The organism is Klebsiella sp. Ech2A, assembly GCF_030078455.1.
GTDB lineage: Bacteria > Pseudomonadota > Gammaproteobacteria > Enterobacterales > Enterobacteriaceae > Klebsiella > Klebsiella terrigena.
Map to the genome: position 1 here is coordinate 1 of NZ_JAQGFU010000451.1, position 1027 is coordinate 1027.

A 1027-nucleotide genomic window follows, 5' to 3' on the forward strand; every position below is an offset into this window, starting at 1 on the left:
TGTGTAAAAGAGACAGCCGCCGATGAAAGCCCGTATTCGCTCTCATTGGCGACGGCCAGGGCTTCCTCTTCACCGCTGACGCGGATAATCGCTTTCACCGGCCCAAACGACTCCTCGCTCCAGATGCGCATGTCGCGGGTGACGCCGTCCAGCAGGGTGGCATCCATCTGCACCGACGTGGCCTTGCCGCCGCACAGCAGCCTGGCGCCTTTTGTCAGCGCATCGTCAATCAGCGCATTGCAGCGCGTCACGGTCTTCATATCGACGACCGGCCCGATCAAACCGGCGGGCAGGTTCGCCGCGCGGCGGCTGATAAGCGCGACAAACTCATCGGCAATCGCGCGGTCGACGATAATGCGTTCGGTTGACATACAGATCTGCCCGGCGTTGGCGAAAGCGCCAAATATGGCCCCCGCCGCCGCCTGTTCAGGATCGGCGTCATCGAGCACCAGCAGCGGGGCTTTTCCGCCCAGCTCAAGTACCGCGGGCTTCAGATGCTGCCCACAGGTGCGGGCAACGATCCGGCCCACCGGCGTGGAGCCGGTAAAATTGACCCGCCGCACCGCGGGATGGGCAATCAGCGACTCGACCAACGCCGGCGCATCCTCAGGCGCGCAGGTCAGGTAGTTGATGACGCCGTCGGGGAATCCGGCAGCGGCGAGGGCCTCAATAATTAACCCCTGAGAGGCGGGCGACAGCTCGGCGCCCTTGAGGATCACCGTGTTGCCGCAGGCCAGAGGAGTGGCAATCGCCCGCGTCGCCAGGATCAGCGGCGCGTTCCACGGCGCCATCCCGAGCACGACGCCGGCGCCCTGGCGCACGGCCATCGCCAGGTTTCCCGGCACGTTTGACGGCACTATCTGTCCCTCAATCTGGGTGGTAAGCGCGGCGGCTTCGCGCAGAATATCGGCGGCCAGATGGACGTTAAAGCCGGACCAGTGCGCCGTTGCGCCGGTTTCTGCCGCCATAGCGGCGATAAAGCGGGCTTCGCGCAGCAGCATCTGTTCGGCAGCGCTCAGCAGCAGGC

At 65.1% G+C, this 1027-nt stretch carries 1 protein-coding gene; it reads right to left on the bottom strand.

Annotation, left to right across the window (positions count from 1 at the left end):
* A partial coding sequence (locus PFH44_RS27915) for an aldehyde dehydrogenase family protein (protein WP_283826887.1) occupies positions 1–1027 on the bottom strand: 1027 nt, incomplete at both ends.